Genomic DNA, 17446 nt, shown 5'->3' with positions numbered 1-17446 from the left:
ACCTGCGACCGGGCGCTGGCGGTATCGTCGTCGACGTCGACCCGGGAGACCCCCGTCAGGTGCAATCCGCGCGGGGCGTCCCGGAACATCTTCCCGATTCCCTCGTAGCCGGCGAAGACCCTTCCGTAGACCAGGAATTCGGCGTCGGGGGTGAACAGGTCCAGGCATTCGTCGATCTCGTTGGCGTCGAGGGCCAGGGCGTAGCCGGCGAGCAGCTCGCGAATCGCGGCCCGGTCATGCGTCATGCTTCGCCTCCCGCAGGTGCTCGGCGGCGCCGCGGCGCAGGGCGTGCGATTCGGCCGTCAGCGTAATCATCGACAGCCCCAGCTTCGCCATGGCCCGGCCCGTCGTGCCGTCCCCGGCGTGGATGCCGGTCACCAGCCCGGCCGCGGTGGCCGCGCGGTGGGTTCGCACGATGGCGTCCAGGACGGCCGGATGCCTGGTCGCGCCAACGACATCCACGCCCAGCGAGAGCGCCAGATCGGCGGGCCCGACGTAGAGCCCGGCGAGCCCGTCGACGGCGCAGATCTCCTCGAGGCCGGACAGCGCCGAGGCGGTCTCGACCATGGCGAACACGCTGACCCGGGATTCCAGCGCGGCGGTGTCGCGGCCCAGGCTGGCGCGCAGCGGGCCGAAGCTGCGGATGCCCGCGGGCTGGTAGCGGGTGGCGGCCACGGCAGCGGCGGCCTGGTCCGCCGACTCGACCATCGCGATGACGACGGCATCCGCGCCGGCGTCCAGCACGCGGCCGATCGGCGCCGCGTCGGCGTTGGGCAGCCGCACCACGGTGCCGATGGGCAGGTGTTCGATCCGGCGCAGCATGCCGGCGATGTCGGCGTCGTCGAGGTAGCCGTGCTGGGCGTCGAAACCCACGTAATCGTAGCCGGCGCCAGCGAATTCCTCCGGGCCGAGCAGTGTGGGACCGGTGATCCAGCCACCCCAGATCGGGCCGCCCCGGTGCAGCGCCCGCTGCAACGCGCTCCGCGAGTCGTCGGTCACGCTCACTCTCCGATCGCGATCTTGACGCGCTCGGGGACGGGGCGGCAGGCCAACTCGAAGGCGCCCTGCACGTCGTCGACGCCGAACGTGTGCGTCAGATAGGTGGCGAGCAGTCCGGGGTGTTCGGCGGCGAACTTGCCGGCCAGCTCGAGCACCCGCCTCCGGTCCAGTGTCACACCGGATTTCAGCGTCAGGTTGTTGCGCAGCATGGCGCGCATGTTGATCGGGTAGGCGTCGTCGTCGGCGACACCGAAGTAGAAGACCGTGCCACCGGGCGCGGTGGCCTCGATGGCGTGGCCGAGCGTTGCGACCTGGTGACCGACGGCCTCGATGACGACATCGGCGCGGTCACCGGCGGCGAGTTGGCTCGCCCACCGGTCGCTGGTGGCGCGCACCGGGTCGTCGACGCCGAATGCGGTTGCCACGCTTGACCGGTCGACGGGGTCGACCCCGGTGACGCGCCGGGCCCCTGCCGCCTTGGCGACGTAGGAGAACAGCAGGCCGATCGATCCCTGCCCGATGATCGCCACGTGCCTGCCGGCCAGATCCGGCAGCTGCTCGCACGCATAGAGGACGCACGCCAGCGGCTGCAGGCCGACCGCCTGCGCCGGAGTCAGTACCGGGTCATACGGAGCCAGGCCATCGCCGTTGCTGACCACGCGTTCCATCATGCCGTCGAACCCGGAGGCCCAGCCGACAACCCGGTCGCCGGGGCGGTGCGCGGGGTGCCGGCTGGCGATCACCTCGCCGGCGACTTCATGGATGGGGAAGCCGTCCTTTTCGGCCGCGCTGGTCCCGTCGTCGCCCGGGAGACGACCGCGGGCGCCGCGAAAGGCCGGCAGGTCGCTGCCGCACACGCCGGCCGCCATGAACCGCAGCAGGACCTGGCCGGCGGCGAGGCACTCGGGAGTCTTCTCCGCGATCGCGGTCCGCTCGAACTGATAGGGGGCGATGATCCGGTAGGACCACACGTCAGACCTCCACCGGGATGTTGTTCCAACCCCACTGGAAGCTCGACGGCAACCGCCTGGCGGTGTCCGCCTGGATCTCGAACTCAGGAACCCGCCGCAGCCATTCCTGCAGCAGCACAGCCACCTCCAGCCGGGCGAGGTGGTAGCCGATGCAAAAGTGCTGGCCGCGGCCGAAGGCCAGCGAGCGGCGGATGGGCCGGTCCCAGATGAATTCGTCGGGCTCGGGATATTCGCGTTCGTCGCGGTTGGCGGAGGCGAGCAGCGTGATCACCCGCTGCCCGGGCCGAATCGTTTCGCCGTGGATGGTGAATGGCTTGCGCGCGGTTCGGGCGAACCATTGCGCCGGCGCGCAAAACCGGATCATCTCCTCGCGGGCGACGGGCACGTTGTTGTCGGGGTCGGCACGCACCGCGGCCAGCTGGTCGGGCCGCTGGACGAGCTCCCATAGCCCGTGGGCGACGATCTTGGGCACCGTCTCGGTGCCACCGATGAAGATGCAGAGCATCTGGGTGGCGATTTCCACGTCGTCGAGCGGGCTGCCGTCGGGCAGGCGGTAGCCGAGCAGGCCGTCGACGACGGCGAGCGGCTCGCCGGACTGGTCGGCTCGACGGCGCCGCACCGCGGGCAGCAGGTATTCGAAATAGTTGGGCCGCGCCTCGGCGGTGTCCACCCCGACACCGGGCTCGGCCAGGCTGCCTGCATTGACGGCGGCCAGCACCTCTGGCGCGAGGTCCGTTGAGATGCCGAGCAATTCGCATACGACGGACGCCACGACAATGCCGCCGTAGTCCTGGGTCAGATCGAACGAACCGCGTGGCAACAGTTCGTCGAGCCGGTCGTTGGCCAGCCGCCGGATCCGCGCCTCCCAGCCCGCGACCGACCTGGGGCGCAGCGGCTGGGAGTGTGCGCGCCGGATCTCCGCGTACAGGTCCGTGTCGAACACCGCGTGGAACGGCAGCGGATGCAACGGCGGGTCCTCGACCGGGCCGGTGTTGTGCTTGGCCAGGACGGAGGCCGCCGGCAGGGTGCCTTCCGACGCGACGAACGTACCGTCGTTGACCTCCAGCACCTGCCAGATGTCCTCGAAGCGCGATAGCGCGAAGGTGTCCCATCGCGGCATGTAGTAGACGGGATGGTGGTCGCGCAGGATTCGGTAGTAGGGCAGCGGATTCGCCATCACCCGCGCGTCGAAGGGGTCGTAGGCGAAGTCGGTGAAGTCCAGGGCCGCTGGCTGCCCCGTCACTGCAGCGGTGAGGGCGGTAGGGCCTGCAGGATCGAGTCCTCCCAGCCCTCGCGTAGGGCGGGCGCCACGCTCATCCAGGTGACGATCTCGGCGGGCGGGCTGTCCTTCCACGAAGGGTAGTGGTTGGCGAAGCATTCCCAGCCGCCGTCCAACGCCCAGTAGTGGATCACCTCGTTGTAGCGGAAGGTCGTGGTGAACGAGCCCAGCCAGCGCTTGCCGGTGCGTTCCGACCAAGGGACGTAGAGGCGCTCGAGTTCACGGATGTAATCGTCTTGACGCCCCGGCTTGGTTTGCATGATCTCCTGAATCACCAGCGGCGCAGCGAAATTGGCCTCACGCAATTGGGCGAGGGTCTTGTTGCTGGGCCCGGGGTACATGATTCGGCCCTCGCCGGCGGCGCCGAGGTCGGCCAGGAAGGCCGACCATTTGCCCGCCGCGGCCTCGTGGCTGCCGCCGCGTGCCTGGGCGGCCCCGATCCGCGCGTAGTCGTCGAACCCGTCGATCTCCCAGATGATCGTGACCTGCGGCCAGTGGCCGTTGTAGGGCGTGGTCTCCCAGATCGCGAACAGGCGCGCGCCGAGCTCGACCATCATCGGCCGGTAGGTGTCGGAGAAGACCTCGGTGAAGTGGTCGGCGCGGCCGGTGCCCAGCGAAATGGTCTCGTGCAGGTAGAGCAGTGTGTGGCGAAAGTACTTCTTCATCAGTCGAGCCGGACCAACCCCGAGTCGCCGCGACCACAGGTTGCCAAGTCGCAGAGTAGCGTCTCGGTGGAATAGACCGTGGGGCAATCGATTCCGGCCGCCGCCAGCGCGTGGCCCTTGAATCTGAGCGCGGCCGCGCTGAGCCGGTACTGCGCACGGGCCACCCCGCGATCGACGCGCAGTGGCCATCCGGTCGGCGCCTGGCCCCACAACGCGACTTCGGTCATCCGGTCGTCCAGCGACTCCAGCACCTGTTCGCGCACCCGCGCGTCCGCCGCGAACGCCTCGGCACTGACCGCCAGGCTCTCACTCGTCGCGGCCGGGTCCCTGGTGGCGAAGTATTCCTCCACGTCCAGCGCCTGCACGCCGAGAATCCGCAGTGATCGGGTGTCGCTGCCATCCGGCAGTAGCACGGTCACCCGCCAACCCGCCATCGCCCGGTCATAGAGCCACCCGCCGGCCGATTGGACGACGTCGCGGGCACTCGCCGCGATGACGTCGAGCCGATAGCGCAGACAATCGCCGTCCGCGCGGCCGCGGGCGGCCTTGACCCGGCCGCCATGGCTGATGTCGAACGTGGACGTGACCATTCAATCCGTTCCTCACCGCCGCACCGAAACTGGCGCTTACCGCAACGCTTGTCCTGGGCTGGGGCCGCCTCACGCGGCTCACCGGACAGCGTGACACTTGGGAGCAAATTTGTAAAGGCGCGACCGGTGGTCACGAGTCGCGTCGCGCCTTGAGTTCGGCCAGCACTTCCTCGGTATGCTGCCCGAGTTCCGGTGCCGCAGAACGCGGTGTCCAGGGTGTGCCGTGGAAATCGGCCGGGGTGGCCACCATCGCGACGCCGGCTTCCCCGTCCGGCACGTCGACGATGCCGCCGGCGGCGTGGAACTGCTCGTCGGCGACGACGTCCTCGAGGGCGTTCACCGGTGACCAGAAGAAGTCTGGTTCGGCCGCGAAGACGTGCGCCCATTCGTCGAGGGTCCGGGTGGCGAAGATGGCGTCCAACTCGGCGATCAATTCCGCCGCGTTGAAGAACCGCGCGTAGGCGTCTATGAACCGGGGATCCTCCAGCCATTCCGGATGGCCGACGGCGCGACAGAGCGGCGGCCAGTGCCGGTCGACGTCGAGCCCGACGATCCAGAACCGCCGCCCGTCGGCGGTCGCATAGTTGTTCATGCAGGGGTTGCCCATCGATTCCCGCTGCCCGATCGCGATCGGCTGGCCGGTCAGCAGGTAGGTGTTCAGGTCGAAGCTGACGGTGTAGGCGCCCTGGCGGTACAGCGAGGTGGTCACCAGCTGGCCGGTCCCGGTGCGCTGCCGCGCCACCAGCGCCGCGCAGATCGCCGCTGCCAGCGTCATGCCGGCCGAGTGATCTCCCATGCCGCCGCGCTGGAACGGCGGGGTGTCACCGGGGCGGGTCAGAAGGTGTGCCACGCCGGCGCGCGACCAGAAGGCCGCCACGTCGTAGGCGGCGCGGTCGGCGTCGGGCCCGGTTTCGCCGTAGCCGGTGATCAGGCCGTAGACCAGGCGGGGGTTGTGGGTCGCCACCGATTCGAAGTCCAGCCCCAGGCGTCGTAACGCGCCGGGCCGCAGATTGGTGACGAAAACGTCGGCGTCCGCGAGCAATTCGAACGCGGTGTCGCGGTCCGCCTCCTCCGCGAGGTCCAACACGATGCTGCGCTTGGAGCGGTTGTCCATTTCGAACGGCGGGTTGACGCCGAGGTCGCAGCCCAGCATCCGGCCGAACAGCCGCCCGGGGTCACCGCTCGGTGGTTCGATCTTGACGACGTCGGCGCCCCAGTCGGCCAGGATGCCGCCGGCCGCCGGCCCGGCCACCCATACCCCGAGCTCGATGACCCTGACACCCTCCATCGGTCCCGCCATGGCTGCGTTCCCACTCTCCGTTGTTCCAGCTGGGGCACCCCCGCTCGCGGGGGACACGCCAGCGTGACGCTGCACCGTGAGTGCCACGCTAGCGTGACACCCGGTGGGGTTTGCGCGCGAATGAGAGGACACCATGAGCCTGGTAGCCGGACGTGGTCCGCTCAGTAGTGATCCGGCCGGGCGGTTCTCGCCCCCGCTGCCCGACGACGTCGTTTTCATCGAGCCTCATCCGCGTCGCGTGCAGGCGTTCCAGGACGGGCGCGCGGTGATCGACACCGAAGGGGCGCTGCTGGTGCACCGGCGGGGGCGCCCGCTCAGCTACGTCTTCCGCGCCGAGGAGGTCAGCGACCTGCCCACCGAACCCGAGCCGGAGGCTCCGGGCTTCGTGCACGTGCCCTGGGGCGCCGTCGACACCTGGCTGGAAGAGGGCCGCGAACTCGTCCACTACCCGCCGAATCCCTACCACCGCGTGGACTGCCGCCCCACCCGGCGCCGCCTGCGCGTCTCGATCGCCGGCACGGTGCTGGCGGACACCGACGACACGGTGATCCTGTTCGAAACCTCGCTGGCGCCCAGGCTTTACGTCGATCCGGCGCACGTGCGCACCGACCTGCTGCGCCGGTCGGACACGGAGAGCTACTGCAATTACAAGGGATTCGCGACGTACTGGTCAGCGGGCGACGTCGAGGATGTGGCGTGGAGCTACCCCGACCCGCCGCCGGAAAGCCTGCCCATCAAGGGGCTTTTCAGCTTCGACGCCGCACGCGTCGATGTGATCGCGGAGCTGCCGTCCAGCCTCCGTAGCTAGGAGCGCCACGCACCGATTCAGCGGTCAACGCTTTGAGGTGCGTCGACTGTTCCGTTCCGTTCGAGATGCATCTGCGCGGGTCTGGATGCCGGCTAGCAGCATGTCGAGGGCGCGGTCGAAGTCCTCGGACATCGACGATCGCTGACTGGTCGATGCCAGGGCCGCCAGGTGGGGATGGCGATCCGCCGCCAGGCGTCCGATGCGGCCGGCGGCATCGATGTTGTCCTGCTCCGGGGCGCCCCCGGCCACCGGGCCGGCCAACTCCACTTGAGCGGCACCCATGATCAGGCTGAGCACTCCACGAAAGGCGGCCAACAGATCCTGGTCGGCAAGTCCGCCACGGACCAGTGCCGCGACGAGCTGTTCCGCTGGCGCGAAGCCCTCGTTCGAAACCGTGCGGCGGGTCAAGACGAGCGGGACAGCGTTACGGTGACGGCGCATTGATTCCCACACAGCGATTGCGATGGATTTCACGTCGGCAAGCCACTCTTCGGACGTGGGAGGTAGCTTCACGTCGGCCAGCACCGCCTCGGCGACCAAGGCTTCGAGTTCCTCTCGGTCTCTGACGTAGTTGTAGAGCGTCATTGGTCCGGTGCCCAGCGCGCTGGCCAGCGAGCGCATGTTCAGTGCGTTCAGCCCGTCGCGATCGACGATCTCCATTGCGTGGGCGCGGACTTCAGCGAGGGTGAATCGCGCTCGGATAGCTGACCTCCTGCTCGTTGCCGCTTGACACGTACAGCGTACCTAAAGTACACCATTACGTACAGCGTACGTATCTATCGAGGACGATTTCATGAGCACTCACACCACCACCGCGGTGACATTCACTTCACAAGGCGCTCGATGCGCGGGCTGGCTGACACTGCCGCGCGGCGCTGGGCCCCATCCGGGGGTCGTACTCTGCCACGGCCTCGGCGCGACGCACGGCATGGTGATGTCGCAATACGAGCACCACTTCGCAGATGCCGGCGTGGCGACACTGGCCTTCGACTACCGGCATACCGGTGCTTCGGACGGTTCACCACGCCAGCGCTTCAGCATGCGCCGCCACCAGCAGGACGTCGGAGCTGCGCTGACCTATCTGCGTTGCCACGACAGCATCGACCCCCAACGAGTCGGCTTGTGGGGCACCAGCCTTGGCGCGATGCACGTGCTGCGGGAGGCCGGAGCCCGACGCGATCTCGCAGCGGTGGTCGTGCAGTGTCCGATCGTCCATGGACCGGCAACACTGATCGGCGGCGGCTGGCGAGCCGCTATGCGCGCGACGCCGGCGATTCTCGACGACGTGCTTCGCCGGATGCGAGGCGCCGCCCCGCGATACGTCCCCATCGTCGGCGAACCGGGCAGTCTCGCTGCAGTCACCATCCCCGGTGCGCTCGACGGCTGGTACTCCACGGTCCCCGCCGGCACCAGCTTCGACAACCGCATCGCCGCCGCCGATGTCATCGGCATCGGCATGACCAGCGCCAAACACTGCGCCGCGAAGATTGCCGCTCCCCTGTTGGTATGCGTCTCCGCACGAGAGACCCTGATGAGCCCCCGCCACGCCGTCGATGTGGGGCGCCGCGCGCCAAACGGCGTCGTCCGTCACTACGACGGGGACCACTTCCAGATCTATCACCCGCCTCTGCTGGGCCAACTGCTCGCCGACCAGACCCGATTCCTTGTGGAGCACTTGAATGTCCAAAGCAGCTGATCCACTGCAGGACAACGACACTCGACTCGTCGCGTTCCTCAGCACTCTCAGTGCAGACCAGTGGGAACGGCCCAGCCTATGCACAGACTGGAGCAACCACGAAGTCCTGGCTCACCTCGTCGTCGGCTACTCGGCAACGTTGCCGTCGATCGCCGCCGCCATGCTGCGACATCGCGGTTCGTTCGACCGCACCAACTCCTCGATGGCCCGCGCGTTGGCCGCACAACGGGACCCGCACTCGCTGATCGACGACTTTGCGGCCTTGACACGGCAGGCGCGCGGTATCGGCCGCCTTTTCCCGCGGCGACTGCTGCTCGGCGATCACGTCATCCACCAGCTGGACATCACCTTCGCGCTCGGTGCCGAATCCACTATTCCCCCAACAATACTGGCCGCCGTTCTCGACACCGAGGTGCGAATTCCGAACCCATTCGTCCCGGCCTCCGCGCGCGCACGAGGCCTGAACCTCATCGCCACCGACACCACATGGTCACGCCCCAGCGCTGGGCCGACCGCCACCGGCGAAGCCGGTCACCTTGCCTCGGTGCTGGCCGGCCGTCCCTGGGCGCTCAGGCATTTGACCGGCGACGGAGTATCGGTACTCGCCACCCGTCTCCAGCCGTCGCGAAAGTCCATCCCGTTACGGCCATGACCGGTCATCGAGGGCCTCGACGTCTCGGTGTGCTTGCGGCCAATCACCAGTCGGCAACCGGCCACGATGACGCTCGATTGATCGTCCCGACAGCGAGTTGGCGCCGTGCGGTCACGTCCAGTTTGATGAATACCTTTCGCAAGTGGTACGCGACGGTGTTGGGACTGATGAACAGCTGGGCGCCGATCTCCGAGTTGGTGGCCCCGCCGGCGGCCAATACGGCGATCTGCGCCTCACGCGGAGTCAGAGCTGAATCTTTCGGGACGGCCGCCTTTCTCCGGACTCGTTCGCCTGTCGCTTCAAGCTCAAGCCGCGCGCGCCTGGCAAAGGCATCCATTCCGTTTTTCGTGAACGTTTCATAAGCCGGTCCTAGCTGCTTGCGTGCGTCTAGCGGCCGCCGTTCCCGACGCAGCCATTCCCCGTAGACAAGCCGTGCACGCGTGGCGGCCGGGAGCAGATTTGTGTGGTCCATCCGCTCGATCGCCTCGCGGTAGAACCGTTCCGCGGACCTGCCGCTGCTTACCAGCGCATGTGCGCATGCGTAAGTCCCTAGCGCCCAATCTGTTCCAGCCGTCTGCGTGCTCTCTCCAAGTGCGACAAGAGCGGCACGCGCATCGTTGATTTGCCCACAACGCGTTGCCGCCTCTATCAACTCGGGCAGCAAGAACGTCGTCCACAGTTCTTCGGTGTGCTCGCACCCGTGTCGGGCCGCCACCAAGGCCTGCTCGTAACGCCCCAGCCCGTTGCACAGTAGCGCCGTCGCCAATTCGATTGACGCCAAACCCATTCCCTCACCGCGGGCCACCGCATAGTGCTTACCCTGCTGCACCAATCGAGCAGTTTCGGCATGGTCGCCCCGCCAGGCCGCAAGCGGAAGCGCCGCGTAGGGAAAGACCGTGGTGACCGTCGAAGCGGCGATCGATTCGGCCTCGGTGATCAGCTGCCGGGCCGCTGTGAAATCCCCACTCCAAGTGAGCGCCGCCGCCAGCGAGTGCAACGCCACGGCCAACACGCGTTGGTCCTCCGCGGCGCGGGCGAGCTCGACTTGCCGAGCCGGCAGGTGCAACCACGCGCGATCGTCCCAAGCGATGATGGCGCCGTGGCAGGCAAGCCACAGCCACCGCGTCCCGCCCTCGACACTTGGTCCGTCGGCGGCACAGAATCCGTCCAACGCGCTTCGAACCAGCCCGATACCTGCTCGGGGGCCACCGATGACCACGGCTGTCAACCCATCCAACAGGAGGTCTGCCGGTCGTTCCGGTCGACGGGCCGCAGGGGCGGCCGCCGCGGCCGTCGCCACTTCCAACACGCCGCCGCTGCCGGCGAGACGGCCCGCGAACAGCACCGCCGATAGCGCCTCGAGAAACAGTTCGCGCGCTGCCCGCGCATCGTGCGGCGCGCGCTCCCGGGCCAGCGCAGTCAAGGCGGCAGCGGCGTCGCTGCCACACTTCGAGGTGAACATCATCTCGCCGCGGAGCGCGGACGGTAGGGAACCGCTTCGCCCAAACAACGAGATCGGGTCCGCGGGGCGCATCAGTGCGCTCGCCGACGAAGCGGTGGCCGCGTGTCAGTCCGGCCGGTCGGCGGGGCGATAACACCGGACTTGATGACTTCGCGCCCGCCCCGGCTCCGGGCGTAAATCATGTCCGAAAGTGTATCGGCTGTGGGTGAAAAGCGCCCTGTCTGCGAATGCCGAACCGGCTCGCTGAGACGGCCACGAATGCACGACGACTACCAGGTCTTGAGGATTCCGCGTCGGGCAACCCCGAATCATCATCGACGTAGGCCGGGCGTAGGGGGTCCTCCCTTCGTGGAGCTTTGGAGGCAGCAGCATGACCACCGTTCGTGAGGCGATCCTCGACCTACTGCGCGCGCATCGCTTGACGACCGTCTTCGGCAATCCTGGCTCGTCGGAATTGGCTCTGTTGCAAGACTTCCCAGACGACTTCCGCTATGTGCTCGGGCTCCAGGAAATGGTGCCGGTCGGGATGGCCGATGCATACGCACAAATCACCCGGCGACCCGCGCTCGTCAATCTGCACACCGCCCCCGGGATGGGTAACGCGCAGGGCCAGATCTACAACGCATTCATCAACAAGACTCCGCTGATCGTGACCGCCGGAAATCAGCGCCGCACGATGCAGAACCAGTACTGCCTGCTGACGAACGTCGAGCCCGCTCTGGTGCCGAAGCCATTCGTGAAGTGGGCGGCAGAACCCGCGATCGCCAGCGAGGCCCCTGCCGTGTTGGCCCGTGCAATCCACCTGGCAACCACGCCGCCGATGGGTCCGGTATTCGTCTCGCTGCCGATGGATGACATGCCGGTCCAATTCGATGACACGCAGGCCACCGATGTCGCCGCCGTGCGCGACCGCTCGGTGACCCACACCGCGGGCTTTTCCCAGGACGTCGCCGAGCGGATCGGCGGCCGACTGGAGTCCGCGAAATCGCCGGCACTGATCGTGGGCGGCGACGTCGAACGCTATGGCGCGTGGGCGGCGGTGATCGCGTTGGCGGAGCGCACCCAGTCGGCCGTCTGGACGGCACCACTTACGGGGTGGAGCGGATTTCCGGAGAACCACCCGCTGTATCAAGGAATCCTGCCGCCCGGTGCCGGCTGGATCTCCGAGATGCTGGCCGGACACGACCTACTCCTGGTGATCGGCGCACCCGTCTTCCGGTACTACCCGTTGGTACCGGGACCGTATGTCCCCGCGGGCGCGAGCCTGATTCAGATCACCAATGACCCGGACGAGGCTGCGCGCGCCCCCGTCGGGGACGCGATCGTGGCCGACGTCGCCAGTGCGGCCGAAGCACTGCTCGCGGCGACCAACCCCACCCAGCGGCGGGCTCCAGCCGCCCGTGCGCCGATCCCGGACCTGGAAAATTCGCAAACGCCGCTGCGACCCGAAGCGCTATGGACGGCCGTGGGCCGAGGCGCGCCGCCGGACACGTTGTGGGTCAGCGAGGCGGGCAGCAATGAAGTCGCCATCACGAACAGCATTCGACCCGGCAATCCGTTCTCGCACCTATCGTCGGCGGGCGGCGGCCTGGGCTTCGGGCTACCCGCATCCGTCGGTGCTCAACTAGCCGCTCCCGACCGTCCCGTCGTCGCGTTGATGGGCGACGGTTCGATGCAATACGCGATTACCTCGCTCTGGACCGCTGTGCAGTACCAGATCCCGGTGACCATCGTGGTGGCCTCCAACGCCGAATACGGTGTGGTCAAAGAATTCGGCGGATGGGAGAAGACGCCGGGGGTACCCGGGCTCGACATACCCGGGCTCGACGTCGTCGCAACGGCGGCCAGCTACGGCGTCGACGCCTATGAAGCCCACACCACGGACGAGGTCACCGAACTGGTGAAAAGCGCTATCGCTGACCAGCGCCGCCCCACCCTCATCAACGCGCGTACGACTCCGGTCGAAGGCTGACATCACGGCGACCCGCGGGCGCGGGTCGGCGGCAAGGTCCTCCGAATAGATTGGAGCCGAATGCCTTTGGCGTGAAACCGGCTAGCTCGCCAGCCCGACGATCGCCAGCATGAACAGCACCCCGCCGAGTGTGCATGCCAGGGTCGCCGCGCTGCGATGGCCGGCATGTGCCCTCGGCAGGATGTCGGCGCTGGCCAAATACATCAGGAAGCCCGCGAAAAACCCGAGATACACCTCGAGCAGGCGATGGGGAATCGTCACCGCCAGCGTGAGAGCCGCCCCGGCCACCGGTGCCACGGCGTCGGCGCCGAGCAGGGTCAGGGCCCTCCGCCGGTCGTTGCCGTAGAGCGATGTGACGGTGTAGGTGTTGAAGCCGTCGGCGAAGTCGTGGCCGATCACCGCGACCGCCACCACCGCGCCCGCGGCCGCTCCCGCCTGGAATGCGGCGCCGATGGCGAATCCGTCCATGACGCTGTGGCCGATCAGACCCGACGCGGCGAGGATCCCGACGCCGGGCGCATCCGGCTCACCGGCATCCTCCGATCCGTCACCGCGATGGATGCCCACCGTGTGTTCGATGACGTGCAGGACCAGAAAGCCGAGGACGAACGTGAGCAGCGGAGCCGGTATGCCGAAGAGGACCCAGTACTGCCGGCTCAACGCTTCCGGCAGCAGGTCGAAGCCGACCGCGCCGAGCATCAACCCCGCCGCCAACCCCAGCACCAGATAGCGGTAGGAACCGATCCGCAACGCCGCATAACCACCCAGCAGCGTGGTGATGAACGAGCCGAGGGCCACGAGAACAACCACTGCGGGCCCACCTCTCTGCGACCGGTACCGGTGAAAAGGTAGCGCGACACCCGGCGATCGGCGACCCGGCGCACCCGCGAGTCGGGGCCGCGAAAGTGCCGCTAGCGAAGCGCTTCTGAGCTAGCCGCCGTAGCTGGGGCGTCCCAGCTTGAGCTCGTGCTGGGCGATCATGTTGCGGAAGACTTCCAGGGTGCCGCCGTAGATCCCCAGCGGCAGCGCCAGCCGGTAAAGATGTTCTGCCGCACCGTCGGTGGCCGAGCCCGCAGTTTCGGTGGGCAACGCCGACGCTGTCCCGAGGATGTCCATCAGGTCCGGCGTGACGTCGCGCATCGTCTGCGCGATTGCGACCCGCCCGAACATCCCGGGGGCGCTCAGCGCCGCCTCCATCCGGGCGACGTCGCGCCCGAGCCGGTATTTCACCGAGTCGTCATCCAGCGGCCGCCGGCCGTCGGGGCCGGGTTGAGCGGCGACCGCCACGACGGTGTCGACGACTTCGGCCATCAGGTCGCCGTGCGCCGACATCGCGGCAATGTATTGCAGGCCATGGTCTTCCGGGTCCACGATCCCGTGCTCGGAGTCCAGTGCCGCGCGCATCACCGTCCAACCGCCGTTCACCTCGCCGATGCGGTAGCGATCGTCGACGCGGACGTCGCTGTAGTAGACGATGTTGGTGCGGTCACCGTCCAGGGTGCGGATGCCCTGGATCTCGATCCCGGGCGAGTCCAGCGGCACCAGAAACATGGTGAGGTTCCTGTGTTTGCGCCCCTGCGGGTCGGTGTTGGTGAGCAGGAAGACGTACCGGGCGTTCTGGGCGTTCGACGTGAACATCTTGGAGCCGTTGATGATCCAGCCGTCGCCGTCGCGCGCGGCGCGGGTCTTGCAAGTCGCGACGTCGGAGCCGCCTTCGGGCTCGGTGTAGCCCAGGCAGAGCCGGATCTCGCCGGCGAGCACACCGGGCACCACCTGGTCGGCGAGCTCCGGCGCCCCGAATTGGCGCACCAGCCGCGCGACCACGGATGTGGTGCCCCAGTGATACCACGGCGTGTGGGCCCGGGCGATCTCGAGCTGGAAAATGCGCCGGCGGACCGGGCTGAACCCGCCCTCGGACTCCAGCTTCCAGTCCGATTCCAGGTAGCCTGCCTCGCCCAGCGCCAAATGCACGTGCTCGTCGAAGTTTTCGCCGAACTCCAGCTGACGATGGAGCACCTCGTCGGTGACATGCTTCGCGATGAACGCCCGGGTTTCGTCACGGAAGCTCTGGTCCTCGGGTGAGAGTTCGACGCGGGAGAAGTCCATCAGGCCGCGTCGATCACCAGGGTGCGGAAGCGGTCGAGGGTCTCGAGGGCATGGGCCATGCTGTCACCGGGCAGGTGGACGCTGACCCACGTCACGCCCAGCTTCGCCAGCTTGTCCAAACCGTCGAGGTAGGCGTCCGCGTTGAAGTCGTCGTCGGTGATGCTGCCACCCTCGAAGTTGGTGAAGGTGATGTCGATCGCCGACCAGTCCCGGCCCGCGGCATCGCAGCGCCGCCGCAGGTCCTCGATGCCCTCGCGCAGGCGTGCCGCCGAGTCGATGACGGCGGTTCCCGCAGTCTGGGCCAGTTGGGGCGGCGCCGGAAACGGGCACCAGCCGTCACCGTACTGCGCCACGCGCTGGCGTGCCGACGACGTGTTGCCCCCGATCCAGATCGGCGGATGCGGGTCGCTGACCGGCCGGGGGTGCGCGGTGATCCCGCGGGCACTGAAATGCCTTCCCTCGTAGGTGATGTCGTCTCCGGTCCAGACCGCCCGGATCAGCTGCAACGCTTCCTCGAACAGCTCGGCCCGCTCGTCGTAGCTCACGCCGAGCGCGGCGAACTCCCGCTTGAGGTACCCCACACCGACCGCGAGCGTGAACCGGCCGCCGGAGAGCAGATCCAGCGTGGCGCCAGACTTGGCCACCACGAACGGATTTCGATACGGCAGCACCACGATGTTGGGGATCAGCCGCAGCGTGTTCGTGGTGGCGGCCGCGAAACCCAGCGCGACGAAGGGATCGAGCGCGTCGTGTCCGCCGGCCTCCAGCCACCGCTGCGACGGCGCCGGGTGATCGGTGAAGCCGAACCCGTGGATGCCGGCCGCTTCGGTGGCGGCGGCCACCTTGCCGATGCCGTCGCCGCTCACCAGCTCCGGGTTGTACGGGTGGCTGTGCATCGGGTGGGTGATGGTGAAGCGCATGACCGGGACCAGCCGCTAGAACCGTGCGCGGGAGTCGATCGCCGTGTCGCTGGTGCGCAGCGGCCTGATCAGCGCCTCTTGGGCGAAGGAGCACAGCAGCTCGCCCTCCTCGGAATGCACCGTGCCACGCACGTAGGACATTCCCGCGCCGACCTGGGTGCTCTCGTGGGTGTAGAGCAGCCAGCCGTCCCAGCGGACCGGTTCGTGGAACGCCACCGAGATGCTCATCGGGGCGGTGGACACCGTCAGGTGGGCCTGCGCGGTGCCGATGCCCGGGTGCGCCCGCATTGTGGTGGAGATGCCCAGGTGGCCGGTGAAGTAGGCGAGCAGCGCCTTGGCCAGGTCGTCCCGTTCCGGAATCGGGTCGTAGTGCAGCCACGCGTGCAGTTCCGGGGGCCCGACCTCGTCGGGGCTGTTGACGTCGACGACGTCGACCAGGCGCAGTTCGCGCCCGACCATCGGCATGGGCGAGGGGTTGGCGCCGGCGGGCCCGGTCACGTCGGGGCGCGGCAGGTGATGGCGGATGACGTCGCCGGTCGGGACGTCGGCCAGCGCCGTGATGCTCAGGCAGCGCCGCCCGTTCTGCTGCACGGCGACAACCGCGGTGGCGGTGGACCGGCCCTCAGCGACGACGTCGAGGACGAGCTCGATGGGCGGACCGACGGTCACGGCGCGGGAGAACACCGCGTGCGCCGAGCGCACCGACTTGTCCGGGAATCGCTTGGCAACCGCGACAATCGCCTGGGCGAGCACCTGGGTGCCTTCCACCACCTGCCGTTCGTCGCCGCCGGCTATACCGGTGTCGCCGGTGAACCGGTCCTGCCCGTCGGCCTGCACGTCGAACAGATCCAGCAGGCCCTGCACCGTCCACTCAGTCTGCTCAGAATCCGTGGTCAAGTCCCGCTCCACCTCTCGCGCTAGCAGCTTTGGGCTCAGCGTGACACTTTGAGTAGGATTTGTAAAGCTTGGCTAATTAGGCCGCGGCACGACGCGTCGACGCACCGACGGAACACACACGGAGGCAACGCAATTGGGCATCGTGACCAGCACCTCGGAGACCGCATTCACCCAGTCCGCCGAGACCGTCTACGACTTTGTCACGAATCCGCAGAATTGGACCAAAACCTATCCCGGCAGCGCGCACATCGGCGGCCTCCCGGAGCTCCCCCTGCGGGTCGGCGACACCTGGGAGGAGGCGGGACCGGACAGTGACCGGATCTTCACCTGGCAACTGGCGGCCGCCGTGCGCCCGACGCTCTTCGTGTTCACCTCGATCGGGCGACTGGGGCACGACCGGGACGGGAACGGCGGCATGGAGGGCCGTATCACGGTGGCGTACCGGTTCACCAGGCCGGGGCAGGACGTCACGCTGTTCTCGCGGACGATGACGATCGAGGCGTTCAAGCACGCCCCGCTGCCGGATCAGCTCTTTCAGCAGGTCAATCCCGCGAAGATCGACGCGTACCACAAGGCCGTCGCGCGCGAACTCGCCAAGTCGCGAGATTGACACCGATACCCGCGGTGCATGACACTTTGGCGGTGTTTTGTAAAGCGGTAGAGGGGGTGCGCGGATGATTCCCGAACCGCTGGCCAACAGCTTCTGCTTCGGCGAGGGCCCGCGCTGGTTCGAGGGGCTGCTGTGGTTCTCCGACATGCTGGGCGAGGCCGTGCACACCTCGACCATGGGCGGGTCGGTGACCACGCTGCCGCTGCCCGGGCACTCGCCGTCGGGACTGGGTTTCCGGCCCGACGGATCGCTGCTGATCGTCTCGGCCGAAGACCGCAAGGTGCTCCGCTACGACGGTGAGACGGTCGACGTCATCGCCGATCTCGCCGACCTGGCGCCGGCCAACCTCGGCGACATGGTCATCGACGACGCGGGCCGGGCCTACATCGGGTGCCAGGCGCTGCGCGGCGGTTGCATCATCCGGCTGGACCCGGACGACAGCGCCCGCGTCGTCGCCGAAGACCTCGACTTTCCCAACGGCATGGTGATCACGCCCGATCGCCGGACCCTGATCGTCGC

The 17446-nt window shown here is 68.0% G+C and carries 19 protein-coding genes; 6 read left to right on the top strand and 13 right to left on the bottom strand.

What is annotated here, in order from left to right; genetic code table 11:
• The 7 genes from A9X05_RS18785 to A9X05_RS18755 all read right to left on the bottom strand — a co-directional run.
• Nucleotides 1-245, bottom strand: a 245-nt coding sequence (locus A9X05_RS18785) for a nuclear transport factor 2 family protein (protein ID WP_197499125.1), incomplete at its 3' end; no start/stop codon positions are given.
• Nucleotides 235-999, bottom strand: a complete 765-nt coding sequence (locus A9X05_RS18780) for an HpcH/HpaI aldolase/citrate lyase family protein (RefSeq protein WP_067755439.1) — start codon at nt 997-999, stop codon at nt 235-237. The genes A9X05_RS18780 and A9X05_RS18785, both read right to left, overlap by 11 nt.
• 2 nt (nt 1000-1001) lie before the next feature.
• Nucleotides 1002-1970, bottom strand: a complete 969-nt coding sequence (locus A9X05_RS18775; protein WP_067783324.1) for a zinc-binding dehydrogenase — start codon at nt 1968-1970, stop codon at nt 1002-1004.
• A 1-nt stretch (nt 1971) separates the two neighbouring features.
• Complete coding sequence (locus A9X05_RS18770; protein ID WP_067783326.1) at nt 1972-3147, bottom strand: cytochrome P450; 1176 nt, start codon at nt 3145-3147, stop codon at nt 1972-1974.
• A gap of 62 nt (nt 3148-3209) precedes the next feature.
• Nucleotides 3210-3914, bottom strand: a complete 705-nt coding sequence (locus A9X05_RS18765) for an NIPSNAP family protein (RefSeq protein ID WP_067783321.1) — start codon at nt 3912-3914, stop codon at nt 3210-3212.
• Entirely contained in the window at nt 3914-4504 is a 591-nt protein-coding gene (locus A9X05_RS18760) for a hypothetical protein (protein ID WP_067755448.1), read from the bottom strand. The genes A9X05_RS18765 and A9X05_RS18760 overlap by 1 nt, the downstream gene beginning before the upstream one ends.
• A 130-nt stretch (nt 4505-4634) precedes the next feature.
• Nucleotides 4635-5804 carry a CaiB/BaiF CoA-transferase family protein gene (locus A9X05_RS18755; RefSeq protein ID WP_067755450.1) on the bottom strand — a complete coding sequence of 390 codons (1170 nt, stop codon included), beginning with the start codon at nt 5802-5804 and terminating at the stop codon, nt 4635-4637.
• Nucleotides 5805-5937: 133 nt separating this feature from the next.
• Here A9X05_RS18755 and A9X05_RS18750 point away from each other — a divergent pair, with 133 nt between their 5' ends.
• Entirely contained in the window at nt 5938-6612 is a 675-nt protein-coding gene (locus A9X05_RS18750) for a DUF427 domain-containing protein (RefSeq protein WP_067783318.1), read from the top strand.
• A gap of 24 nt (nt 6613-6636) precedes the next feature.
• Here the strand turns inward: A9X05_RS18750 and A9X05_RS18745 are convergent, their stop codons facing one another.
• Entirely contained in the window at nt 6637-7272 is a 636-nt protein-coding gene (locus A9X05_RS18745; protein WP_368664937.1) for a TetR/AcrR family transcriptional regulator C-terminal domain-containing protein, read from the bottom strand.
• Nucleotides 7273-7405: 133 nt separating this feature from the next.
• Between A9X05_RS18745 and A9X05_RS18740 the strand changes: the two genes are divergently transcribed.
• A complete protein-coding gene (locus A9X05_RS18740) occupies nt 7406-8308 on the top strand; it encodes an alpha/beta hydrolase (protein WP_067783312.1) in 903 nt (300 codons plus the stop codon).
• A complete protein-coding gene (locus tag A9X05_RS18735; RefSeq protein WP_067783309.1) occupies nt 8292-8960 on the top strand; it encodes a maleylpyruvate isomerase family mycothiol-dependent enzyme in 669 nt (222 codons plus the stop codon). The genes A9X05_RS18740 and A9X05_RS18735 overlap by 17 nt, the downstream gene beginning before the upstream one ends.
• Nucleotides 8961-9003: 43 nt before the next feature.
• On the opposite strand, the gene A9X05_RS18730 is transcribed toward A9X05_RS18735, so the two are convergent.
• A complete protein-coding gene (locus A9X05_RS18730; protein WP_197499124.1) occupies nt 9004-10422 on the bottom strand; it encodes a helix-turn-helix transcriptional regulator in 1419 nt (472 codons plus the stop codon).
• 370 nt (nt 10423-10792) lie between these two features.
• Here A9X05_RS18730 and mdlC point away from each other — a divergent pair, with 370 nt between their 5' ends.
• A complete protein-coding gene (gene mdlC / locus A9X05_RS18725) occupies nt 10793-12394 on the top strand; it encodes a benzoylformate decarboxylase (protein ID WP_067783303.1) in 1602 nt (533 codons plus the stop codon).
• An 81-nt stretch (nt 12395-12475) separates the two neighbouring features.
• Here mdlC and A9X05_RS18720 read toward each other — a convergent pair whose 3' ends face one another.
• The 4 genes from A9X05_RS18720 to A9X05_RS18705 form a co-directional block, all read right to left on the bottom strand.
• Nucleotides 12476-13204, bottom strand: coding sequence for a ZIP family metal transporter (locus A9X05_RS18720; RefSeq protein WP_067783300.1), 729 nt, complete (start codon nt 13202-13204; stop codon nt 12476-12478).
• Between the two features lie 120 nt (nt 13205-13324).
• Complete coding sequence (locus A9X05_RS18715; protein WP_067783297.1) at nt 13325-14500, bottom strand: acyl-CoA dehydrogenase family protein; 1176 nt, start codon at nt 14498-14500, stop codon at nt 13325-13327.
• Nucleotides 14500-15420: an LLM class F420-dependent oxidoreductase gene (locus A9X05_RS18710; RefSeq protein ID WP_067783294.1), complete on the bottom strand. Its 921-nt coding sequence runs from the start codon at nt 15418-15420 to the stop codon at nt 14500-14502. Before A9X05_RS18710 ends, A9X05_RS18715 begins: the two co-directional genes overlap by 1 nt.
• A gap of 15 nt (nt 15421-15435) precedes the next feature.
• Nucleotides 15436-16329 (bottom strand): acyl-CoA thioesterase II, encoded by an 894-nt coding sequence (locus A9X05_RS18705; protein ID WP_067783291.1) that lies wholly within the window; start codon nt 16327-16329, stop codon nt 15436-15438.
• 121 nt (nt 16330-16450) lie between these two features.
• Between A9X05_RS18705 and A9X05_RS18700 the strand changes: the two genes are divergently transcribed.
• Both A9X05_RS18700 and A9X05_RS18695 read left to right on the top strand, forming a co-directional pair.
• On the top strand, nt 16451-16927 hold the full coding sequence (locus A9X05_RS18700; protein WP_067783289.1) for a polyketide cyclase: 477 nt from the start codon (nt 16451-16453) through the stop codon (nt 16925-16927).
• Between the two features lie 64 nt (nt 16928-16991).
• Nucleotides 16992-17446 (top strand): SMP-30/gluconolactonase/LRE family protein (locus A9X05_RS18695; protein WP_197499123.1); only part of this gene is annotated, 455 nt, incomplete at its 3' end.

Origin of the sequence: Mycobacterium sp. E3298 (assembly GCF_001666895.1) — a bacterium.
GTDB lineage: Bacteria > Actinomycetota > Actinomycetes > Mycobacteriales > Mycobacteriaceae > Mycobacterium.
This window is presented reverse-complemented; position numbering and strand designations above follow the sequence as displayed.

Bases quoted from the DNA above. Each gene is read 5' to 3' on its own strand.
- A9X05_RS18770 (WP_067783326.1), bottom strand. From the start codon at position 3,147: ATGGCGAATCCGCTGCCCTACTACCGAATCCTGCGCGACCACCATCCC.
- A9X05_RS18765 (WP_067783321.1), bottom strand. From the start codon at position 3,914: ATGAAGAAGTACTTTCGCCACACACTGCTCTACCTGCACGAGACCATT.
- A9X05_RS18760 (WP_067755448.1), bottom strand. From the start codon at position 4,504: ATGGTCACGTCCACGTTCGACATCAGCCATGGCGGCCGGGTCAAGGCC.
- A9X05_RS18755 (WP_067755450.1), bottom strand. From the start codon at position 5,804: ATGGCGGGACCGATGGAGGGTGTCAGGGTCATCGAGCTCGGGGTATGG.
- A9X05_RS18750 (WP_067783318.1), top strand. From the start codon at position 5,938: ATGAGCCTGGTAGCCGGACGTGGTCCGCTCAGTAGTGATCCGGCCGGG.
- A9X05_RS18745 (WP_368664937.1), bottom strand. From the start codon at position 7,272: ATGGAGATCGTCGATCGCGACGGGCTGAACGCACTGAACATGCGCTCG.
- A9X05_RS18740 (WP_067783312.1), top strand. From the start codon at position 7,406: ATGAGCACTCACACCACCACCGCGGTGACATTCACTTCACAAGGCGCT.
- A9X05_RS18735 (WP_067783309.1), top strand. From the start codon at position 8,292: ATGTCCAAAGCAGCTGATCCACTGCAGGACAACGACACTCGACTCGTC.
- A9X05_RS18730 (WP_197499124.1), bottom strand. From the start codon at position 10,422: ATGTTCACCTCGAAGTGTGGCAGCGACGCCGCTGCCGCCTTGACTGCG.
- mdlC (WP_067783303.1), top strand. From the start codon at position 10,793: ATGACCACCGTTCGTGAGGCGATCCTCGACCTACTGCGCGCGCATCGC.
- A9X05_RS18715 (WP_067783297.1), bottom strand. From the start codon at position 14,500: ATGGACTTCTCCCGCGTCGAACTCTCACCCGAGGACCAGAGCTTCCGT.
- A9X05_RS18710 (WP_067783294.1), bottom strand. From the start codon at position 15,420: ATGCGCTTCACCATCACCCACCCGATGCACAGCCACCCGTACAACCCG.